Raw genomic sequence first — 8991 nt, forward strand, 5'->3', positions numbered from 1 at the left:
CAGGGAAGACCGGCGCGGCCTCCTCGGGGAAGGCCGGCCCAGCCGCTTCTGTGCCGATGGGTTCGGCGGGTGGAGGTGCAGGCGCCTCCTCCGCGGCGACCTCCGCCCGCAGTCTCTGGAGCCAATCGGGCACCTCGGACACCGCTTCTTCTTCGGCGAACACGGGTGCCGCCGGCGCCTCCTCCACCGCCTCGGCCAGGGGCTCGGACGGTGCGGCCGGCGTTTCCTCTTCTACCCCTGCACTGCGGGCGCGCAGTTCGCTCAGCCAATCGGGCGGCACCCATTCGGCCTCGCCCTCTTCGATGACGAAGACCGGGGCTTTTGGCAGTTCTTCAGCGGGGCCGGCGGTCGGCGCCTCTTCCTCATGCTGTTCCAGGGCCGGCGCTTCTTCCTCGCGCTGTTCCGGGGCCGGTGCTTCTTCCTCGCGCTGTTCCGGGGCCGGCGCTTCCTCCCCGATAGACACCTCGCGCTGTGCGGCCTCCCGCAGTTTGGCCAGCCACTCGGGAACGGCCTCCTCGCCGGCGGGTGCAGGCGCCGCCGGCGGTTGCGCCGGCGCTTCCACCGCTATCAGTCGGGAGCCGCACTGCGTGCAGAAGACACTGCCACTGCGGTTCAGTGCGCCGCACATCGGACAGCGCACCCCCTCCGCGCCGGTCAGGCGCTGGCCGCACTCATTACAAAATTTGCTCCCATCACGATTGGCAGTCCCACAGTTGGGGCAGTAGATCATCTGACGCAACTCCTATCCGCACCCTCACTCCGCATAAGGCCGATCCATCCCCAGCAGAAGACGCAGGCCGGTGATGCTCGCGGCCAGGGCCACGCCGATGAGGATGCCGCGTGCGCCGGCCAGCGCCGGCACGTTCATGATCCATTCCCGGATGGACGCGAAGCCATCCCAGAGCCACCCTCCCACCGCCGTAGCTCCCAGCAGGACCAGGATGCCGGCCAGGATAAACCAGGCGTTCTCACCGCGCTGCAGGCGAAAGGTCCGGTAAATGGCGGTGAGTATGAAGATCGCGGTAAGGGCGAAGAACGCCGCCTGCAGGGGATACTGCACATACTGGAAGATCCAGCGGATGCTCTGTCCCTGGGGGCCGGCGGGGTCCAACAGTCCCAGCACGAGCACTGTCCACAGCGTCAGGATGAGGATAATGCTGTAGGGCCACCCCTTGTGGCGCGTGCGGATGCGCCGGAAATGCACCAGAAACAGGTTGAGGACGCCCAGGATGAGGGCGAACGCCGCCAGGATCACCGCCCAGTCCACAAGGAGCCGGCCCATCAGGTTGATGTACCCGACATCGACAAAGAAGTCTATCAGCACGATAATGCCGACGACCATTGCCGCGACGGTGGGCAGTATGCGTTTCACGCCTTCCTCCTTTCCTGGCGGTGCGTGCGTCCCATTATCCGTGCCACGAGGCCAGGAACATGCCGGCCAGGATGATGAGGATCAACAGGACGCGCATCCAATCCTGGGCGAAGAGGCTCCCGATATGCGATGCCCATTTGCCCAGGTAGGCGCCGGCGGTGAACATCTCTTCTCCCAGCAGGGGCGCTTCGCTGGTGACATGCACGAAGGGGAGGACGCCCGGGTCCGCCGCGCCGGCGACTTGCTCGGGCTGTTTCCAGGCGCCGACCTCGGCCATCAGGAAGTACTCCTCACCGAAGGCGCCGGCCATCACGTTCCCGCTCAGCTCCTGACGGCTCAGCAGGCCCATGGCGCCGGCGGCGTAGGCGGTCGGCTCCGGCGCGATCAACTGCACATCGGTGAAGCGGTATTCCTGCTCCTGGCCGCGCTGGCGGAAGGCCTGCCGCAAGCGGTCCTGCGCGGCCAGCATCAGGCCGGCATCGGCCACCGTCACCACCGGATGGACGCCGTAGGCGGCGGCCTGCTGGGAGAGCGGGGCAAGCAGGTGCAGGGCGGCCAGGCTCTCGGCCGTGCTGGAATCCCCGACCGCGCCCGTGCCCAGGGAGATATGGGGCGGCCGGCCGGTTTCGGCGGCGGTGTCCATGGCGCGGGAAAGGCGCTCAAAGGCCGGCATGCGCCGCAGGGGAAGCGGCTTGCCAGCGCGCAACAGCGCACGCGCCCGCAGTGTGAAGAAGTACAGGGTGGGCACCAGGAGCAGGAGCAGGGTGCCCATGATGGCCGGCACCGCGCTGTCCCAGATTCCCGTCAGAGTGGATTGGATGGATTCCATATCGCCTTTGCTCCTGAGCCGGCCCCGGGTGCCGGCCCTCCGCTCAGGATTCCAGTTCCTCCAGCAACCGCTCAATGCCCTGGGGGTCCTCCAGCACCGCCGCGTACTCGCGCCAGGAGGTCGGCCCAAGGAACCATTCCACCAGCGGCTCGAGCAACAGCATCGCCTGGGAGAGCACGAACCCGAAGGGCTTATGGGACTCCAGCAGGAGCACCGCCGGCGCGGCCAAATGCCGGCGCTTGAGCCGGCGAGCAATCTCCGCGATCAAGGCCTGCCGTTCCATCTGTGCTCTCCCCTCGGCCGCTCCGCCTCTCACGCTAAGTATACCACAGGAAACGATCTTCGGGCATCATAGGGCGGCGAGAAATCACCGCAAAATGATGAGTTTTTACATTAACACTGCGCGATATGCCCGCTTTTCGCCCGATAGTTTACGTAAGACAGCTTGATTATACCATCTTTACCGGGGCAAGACAAGGGGATGGAGGAATTTTTACCTTTTATTTGCGGCAATTCCATCCGAAGAGGGGATTCAGTTGGAGGAGAGGCTGGGCTGGCGGATGATGAGGATGACCTTGCCCTGGATCTCGACGTTGTCGGCGCTGGTGTAGATGGGTTCCATAAAGGGGTTGGCCGGCTGGAGACGCACGCGGTTCCCCTCGCGGTAGAAGCGCTTGAGCGTGGTCTCCTTCTCGTTCTTTAGCCACACCGCCACCAGCTCGCCGTTGCGCGCTTCTTTCTGATGCTTCATGATAACGATATCGCCGTCGTTGATGAGGGCGTCAATCATCGAATCGCCGCGCACGCGCAGGGCGTAGATGTCGCCGGCCTCCTGGGTGATGTCGCGCGTCAGGCGGATGTACTCCTCGGGGACAGTGATGGTGTCCGGGACGGGGATGGGGACGCCGGCGGCGATGGTGCCCAGGATGGGGATGGAGACGATAGCAGTTTCCTGCTCCGTTTCGGATGCGGCCGGCAGTTCCACCAGGCGGATGCCGCGCGCCAGCTCGCGCTGGCGCGTGATATAGCCCTTTTCCACCAGGACGTTCAGGTTGTAGTTGACCACGGAGGTGGAGGAGATGTTCAGGGCGCGCATGATCTCGCGAATGGACGGGGGGAACTCGTTCTCCGCCAGGTAGCGGCGGATGTAATCCAGGATTTGCTGTTGACGTTGGGTCAGGGCCATGGCACCCTCCTCGGCCGGCGCTCTCGTCCCTCTTTCGGCCTTACTTATATTATAACATGAACATCTGTTCTAGTCAAGTGGTTTTCAAATCTTTTTCAGCAGACGTTGCGCGAAATCCCATCACATGATATAATATTTGCCGAAAGCGGATATGGTCTGACAAGGCATTATTCGCCATTGCTTTCTCGCCGCTTGAAAGGTATCATCTGCACAGCCCATTCACGAGGAGGAAGATCCTTTGCCGCACCTGGGCCAGATGATGTGAACCGGTAACCGCGCCGGAGCGCGTCGATGATAAGCTTTCCCCTGCCCCATCTTCACGCCACAAGCCCCACCGCTCCGGGACAATCTACGCAGTGCATTCAACGCAGAATGCCCGTTTCTTTCTTATGCTGACAGCTTCGAATCACAGAAAGGAATGACCGCATGACTACCCGCCGTGTGGTACTGCAGTTGTTGCACGAGGACGAACTGCGACAAATAGAAGAGACGGCCCTGCGCATCCTGGACGAGGTCGGGATCGCGCTCGAACATGAGCGTGCCCGCGAGATGCTCCACGGCCTGGGCTGTCGCGTCGAGGGGCACCGCGTGTACATCCCGCCCCATGTGGTGCAGTGGGCGCTCCAGAACGTGACCCCTCATCGGGAGGAATATACGCCGGATGGGAAGCTCGCTTTCCGCTTCGGCGATGGTGCTATCCGCTTTCACAACAGCGGCGGCCCTCCTTTTGTGATTGACCTGGAAACGGGGGAACGCCGGCCGGCCACCATGCAGGACGTTGGCGACATCACCCGCCTGCTGGACGCGCTGGAACATGTGGACGTCATTACGCCGCTGTTCGGCCCGCAGGACGTGCCGGCGGAAATCATGGAGCTGGCGGCCACCGCCGCCATGCTGAAAAACACCCGCAAGCCGGTCTCCGCCGCGGCCGTGGAAAACCCCGCCGACGTGCCCTATATGGTCCAGATGGCCCAGGTGCTTTGCGGAGGGGAAGAGGCCTTCCGCCGGCATCCCACCATGTCCATCAGCGTCTCCCCGGTCAGCCCACTGACCTTCACCGAAAAGGTCACCGCGGCCATTATGGCGGTGGCGGAGGCCGGCGCGCCATTCCATTCCTTGCCGGCCCCCTCACTGGGCGCCACCGGCCCCATCACCCTGGCCGGCGCCCTGGCCCAACAGCATGCCGAGGTGCTGGCCAGCTTCGTGCTGGTGGCCGCCGTGCGGCCCGGCGCCCCGGTGACCTACTGCTCGCGCATCAATCCCATTGACCTGCGCACGGCGGTGTCCTCCTGGGGCGGGCCGGAGGTGGGGCTGGCCGGCGCCTGCGCCACACAGCTCGCCCATCGGCTGGGCCTGACCTGCGACACCTACGGCCTGTGCAGCAGCGCGGACCGCGTGGACGCCCAGTTTGCTTACGAGCGCTTCGCCAATGCCGTCATGCCGGCCCTGGCCGGCGCCGACATTATGTCCGGCGTGGGCGGCATCGCCAGCGGGCTGGCCGGCGGCTATGAGATCGCCGTCATTGACAACGAGATGATCAGCCTGCTCAAGCGCCTGGTGCAGGGTTGTGAGGTGAACCAGGACACGTTGGCATTTGATGTCATCCGTGAAGTGGTCCGGCGCGACGGCGTGTTCCTGGGCGAGCCCCATACGGTCCTTCATATGCGGCGCGGCGAAATCTGGATGCCGGGCATCAGCGAACGGCGCACTGGCGCCGGCGATGAATCCGCCGTAGGGGTGCTGGCCCGGGCGCGGGCGCGAGCTCGCGAGATCCTGCAGACCCATGTGGTGGAACCCTGGCCGGCGGAAGCCCTGCGCCAACTGGACGAAATCCTGACCCGCGCGCGGCGGGAACGATTGGGCGAATGACCGCTCCGTACGAAAACTATCAGGAAAGGGGGGATGCCAGGTACAAAACCGTTATGACTATCCGTGGTCCGTTCCATTCCACATGAATCCAGGGAAGAAGGAGGGACAAGTATGGCTCGACGATTGTCTCGCAAACGGTTCCTTGAAGTAGCCGGCGTTGGTTCCGCGCTGGTGGCGCTGAGCGCCTGCGCGCCCAAGCCCACCGAGGCGCCGACCGCGGCCCCGGCCGCTACTCAGCCGCTGGCCCCGACCGCTACCCCGGTGCCGCCCACGGCCACCCCGGTGCCGGCCGGCCCCAAAATCCTGCGCGTGCGCCTGTACGGCGACATCCAGAACCTCGACCCCTGCTTCCGCATCTCCCAGAACGATGACGTAGTCGCCAACTGCGTCATGGAGGGCCTCGTCCGCTACGGCCCCAACTCCTACGACCTGATCAACCAGCTCGTCGAGGAGATCAAGCAGTCGGAGGACGGCCTGGTCATCGAGTTCAAGCTCAAGGAAGGGGTCAAGTGGCACAAGGGCTACGGCGAGCTGACCACCGAGGACGTCAAGTTCTCCTACGAGCGCTTCATTGATCCCGAGCTGAAGGCCGCCTATGCCGACGACTGGGCCACGCTGGACCACGTGGAGATCATTGACAAGTATCGGGGCAAGATCATCCTGAAAGAGCCCTTTGCCCCGCTGTGGAAGACCACCCTGCCGGTGGCCAGCGGCTCCATCGTCTGCAAGAAGTACGTCGAGGAAGTCGGCATCGAGAAGTTCGCCACCGACATCATCGGCACCGGCCCCTATATCTTCGCCGAGTGGATGCCCAAGCAGAAGATCGTCCTGAAGCGCAACCCCGAGTATCACGGGGATCCGCCCCCCTGGGATGAGATTCACTTTCTCCCCATCGAGGACGACAAGGCGGCCGAGATCGCGGCCGAGGCCGGCGAGGTGGACTTCAGCCGCATCTCCATCGCCTCCATCCCGCGCTTCGAGAACCATCCCAACCTCAAGCTGGCCAAGTATCCGTCCCTGCGCTACCGCTGGATCGGTATGAACGTCGAGCACCCCAAACTGCAGGACATCCGCGTGCGCCAGGCCATCCGCTATGCCATTGACGTGCCGGCCATCCTGCAGGCGGCCTATATGGGCCAGGCCGAGCGCGAGAAGACCCTCATCCCGCCCGGACTGCTGGGACACTGGAAGGATGCGCCGGTGTACGAACGGGATGTGGAGAAGGCCAAGGCTCTCCTGGCCGAGGCCGGCGTCACCTCCCTCGACCTGCGCTTCGACATCCAGGACACCACCGAGTACCGCACCTGGGCCGAGATCGCCCAGCAGAACCTGAAGGACATCGGCATCAACCTGACCATCAACCCGATGGACTCCAGCAGTTTCTGGCAGATCGGCGCCGGCGAGCAGGGCAAAGAGGTCGAGCTCTTCTCCGGCAACTATTCCATGCAGCCCGACCCCGCCTGGGCCACCATGTGGTTCACCTGCGAGCAGGTGGGCGTGTGGAACTGGCAGCGCTGGTGCGAGCCGAAGTTCGACGAACTGCACCGCAAGGGCCTGGTGACCATGGATGACGCCGAGCGCGAGAAGATTTACATCGAGATGGAGAAGCTGTTCGACGCCGCCTGCCACAGCGTCTGGATCACCCACGGCGTGTACGCCTATGTGTACTCGCCCAAGATCCAGCCGGCGGTCACGCCGCACGGTGTGCCGCAGGCGGAGTTCATGAAGCCGGCGTGATCCGGCTTCCATCGCGACGTCGTGCCCGCATGGGGCTCGCGAACGCTCGCGAGCCCCATGCGTAGTATCTAGCCTTGCGTTGGAGGTCCATCACCCGATGTCCCGTGCGCCATTCTCCTCGGGCTGGCAGTGCGCCATCCTGACCGAAGAGGATAAGGAACGCCTGCACCTGGCGACGCTGGAGGTCCTGCGCCGCACCGGCGTGCGCGTGCACCATGAAAGGGCGCTGGCCCTGCTGGAGCAGGCCGGCTGTCCGATCAGCGACGGCAACCTGGTGCGCATCCCGCCCCATCTGGTGGAACAGGCGGTGCGCACCGCGCCGCCCTCCATCACCGTGTATGACCGTCTGGGCCAGCCGGCGATGTACCTGGAGGGCAAGAACGTCTACTTCGGCACCGGCTCCGACCTCCCCAACGTGCGCGATGTGTACACGGGGGAGCGCCGGCCGGCGCGCAAAGCCGATGTCGCCAACGCCGCGCTGGTCTGCGATGCGCTTCCCCAGATCAGCTTCATCATGTCCATGGCCCTGCCGTCCGATGTACCCATCGCTGTCTCGGACGTGCACAGCTTCGAGGCCATGCTGACCCATTCCACTAAGCCCATCGTCTACACCGCGCACGATGCGTTCGGTCTGGCGCTCATCGTCGAAATGGCCGCCGTCATGCGCCAGGACATGGAAGATCTGCGCCGGCGGCCCTTCCTCATCCTGTACGCCGAGCCGACCACGCCGCTACAACATTCCTTCGAGGCCGTGGATAAGCTCCTGTTCGTAGCGCGCCACAACCTGCCGGTCGCCTATGTGCCCGGCAGTATCTCCGGGGCGGCAGCGCCCATCACGCCGGCCGGCGCCATGGTGGTCACCAACGCCGAACTGCTCAGCGGCCTGGTCATCGCCCAGCTCGAGCGGCCAGGCGCGCCCTGCATCTTCGGCTCCGGCACCGGCCCGCTGGACATGCGCACCATGGTCAACATGTATGCCGCGCCCGAGTTCATGCTGATGACCAGCGCCATGGCGGAGATGGGCCGCTATTACCGCCTGCCGACCTGGGGTTTCGCCGGCTGTTCCGATGCCAAGCTCTTCGACCAGCAGGCCGCCGCCGAGGGCGCGTTGTGGGTCATGGCCGCCGCGCTCGGCGGTGCCAACCTGGTGCACGATGTGGGGTATATTGAAAGCGGGCTGACCTGCTCGCTGGAAATGCTGGTGACCATGAACGAGGTCATTGACATGGTGCGGCACACCCTGTGCCGCGTGGATATGTCCCCGGAGGCCCTGGCGCTGGAGGTGATTGACCAGGTAGGGCCGGGCGGGGATTTCCTCTCCACGGAGCACACCCTGCGCCACTGCCGCGAAGGGTGGCTGGCGTCCCTGTTCGACAAGTGGGGGTATGCCGAGTGGGAGGCCGCCGGCGGCCTTACCGCCGGCGAACGGGCCAACCAGATGGCCCGCCAGATCCTGGAAACGCACCGGCCGGCGCCCATTTCCGAGGAACAGCGCCGCCGGCTGGATGAAATTCTGGAACGGGCAGAACGCCGGCACTCCTCTGCCGCCGGCGCTCCCTCGCCCGCCGCGAAAGAGGAGGTGCAGTAAACGTGCGAAGGTATCTCCTGAAACGGCTGGTCACCACCATCCTGGTGCTCCTGCTGAGCATGGTCTTCCTGGCACTGCTGGTGCATATCGTGCCGGGCGACGCGGCGCGCACCCTGCTGGGGCCGCGCGCCACACCGGAGCTGATCGCCAAAGTGCGGGCCGAGATGGACCTGGATAAGCCGCCCATGGTGCAGGTGGGGTTGTTCATCTGGAGGATCCTGCACGGCAGTTTCGGGACGGATGTTTTCACCGGCCGGCCCATCAGCATGCTCATCGGCAGTGCTCTGCCGCATACCATCATCCTGGCCTTCTCCAGCCTGGGCCTGGCGATACTGCTGGGCATCCCTCTGGGCGTCTTTTCGGCCACCCATCCCGATTCCTGGCTGGACCGCATCCTGGCGCTGTTCTCG

The 8991-nt window shown here is 64.8% G+C and carries 9 protein-coding genes; 4 read left to right on the forward strand and 5 right to left on the reverse strand.

The annotated features are described in order from the left end of the window. From H5T60_07975 to lexA, 5 genes are all read right to left on the reverse strand, one after another. The coding region (locus tag H5T60_07975; protein ID MBC7242366.1) for a zinc ribbon domain-containing protein at nucleotides 1–730 on the reverse strand (730 nt) is incomplete at its 3' end. Between the two features lie 24 nt (nucleotides 731–754). Further along, nucleotides 755–1372: a hypothetical protein gene (locus H5T60_07980; GenBank protein MBC7242367.1), complete on the reverse strand. Its 618-nt coding sequence runs from the start codon at nucleotides 1370–1372 to the stop codon at nucleotides 755–757. 34 nt (nucleotides 1373–1406) lie between these two features. Further along, the gene (locus tag H5T60_07985; GenBank protein ID MBC7242368.1) at nucleotides 1407–2201 is read right to left on the reverse strand and encodes a hypothetical protein; all 795 of its coding nucleotides are present in this window, start codon (nucleotides 2199–2201) and stop codon (nucleotides 1407–1409) included. 43 nt (nucleotides 2202–2244) lie between these two features. Further along, nucleotides 2245–2484, reverse strand: coding sequence for a hypothetical protein (locus H5T60_07990; protein MBC7242369.1), 240 nt, complete (start codon nucleotides 2482–2484; stop codon nucleotides 2245–2247). 249 nt (nucleotides 2485–2733) lie between these two features. Beyond that, complete coding sequence (gene lexA / locus H5T60_07995) at nucleotides 2734–3387, reverse strand: transcriptional repressor LexA (protein MBC7242370.1); 654 nt, start codon at nucleotides 3385–3387, stop codon at nucleotides 2734–2736. 426 nt (nucleotides 3388–3813) lie between these two features. Here lexA and H5T60_08000 point away from each other — a divergent pair, with 426 nt between their 5' ends. The 4 genes from H5T60_08000 to H5T60_08015 form a co-directional block, all read left to right on the forward strand. Beyond that, on the forward strand, nucleotides 3814–5256 hold the full coding sequence (locus H5T60_08000; protein ID MBC7242371.1) for a trimethylamine methyltransferase family protein: 1443 nt from the start codon (nucleotides 3814–3816) through the stop codon (nucleotides 5254–5256). A gap of 111 nt (nucleotides 5257–5367) precedes the next feature. Beyond that, nucleotides 5368–6993: an ABC transporter substrate-binding protein gene (locus tag H5T60_08005; protein MBC7242372.1), complete on the forward strand. Its 1626-nt coding sequence runs from the start codon at nucleotides 5368–5370 to the stop codon at nucleotides 6991–6993. Nucleotides 6994–7090: 97 nt separating this feature from the next. Continuing rightward, on the forward strand, nucleotides 7091–8581 hold the full coding sequence (locus H5T60_08010) for a trimethylamine methyltransferase family protein (GenBank protein MBC7242373.1): 1491 nt from the start codon (nucleotides 7091–7093) through the stop codon (nucleotides 8579–8581). Nucleotides 8582–8583: 2 nt separating this feature from the next. Next, nucleotides 8584–8991 (forward strand): ABC transporter permease (locus tag H5T60_08015; protein ID MBC7242374.1); only part of this gene is annotated, 408 nt, incomplete at its 3' end.

The sequence above is a fragment of the Anaerolineae bacterium genome (genome assembly GCA_014360855.1).
In the GTDB taxonomy this organism is placed as follows: Bacteria; Chloroflexota; Anaerolineae; order JACIWP01; family JACIWP01; genus JACIWP01.

What these genes read in the sequence shown, in the direction of transcription:
- H5T60_07985 (MBC7242368.1), bottom strand. Translation starts at nt 2,201, where the DNA reads ATGGAATCCATCCAATCCACTCTGACGGGAATCTGGGACAGCGCGGTG.
- H5T60_07990 (MBC7242369.1), bottom strand. Translation starts at nt 2,484, where the DNA reads ATGGAACGGCAGGCCTTGATCGCGGAGATTGCTCGCCGGCTCAAGCGC.
- lexA (MBC7242370.1), bottom strand. Translation starts at nt 3,387, where the DNA reads ATGGCCCTGACCCAACGTCAACAGCAAATCCTGGATTACATCCGCCGC.
- H5T60_08000 (MBC7242371.1), top strand. Translation starts at nt 3,814, where the DNA reads ATGACTACCCGCCGTGTGGTACTGCAGTTGTTGCACGAGGACGAACTG.
- H5T60_08005 (MBC7242372.1), top strand. Translation starts at nt 5,368, where the DNA reads ATGGCTCGACGATTGTCTCGCAAACGGTTCCTTGAAGTAGCCGGCGTT.
- H5T60_08010 (MBC7242373.1), top strand. Translation starts at nt 7,091, where the DNA reads ATGTCCCGTGCGCCATTCTCCTCGGGCTGGCAGTGCGCCATCCTGACC.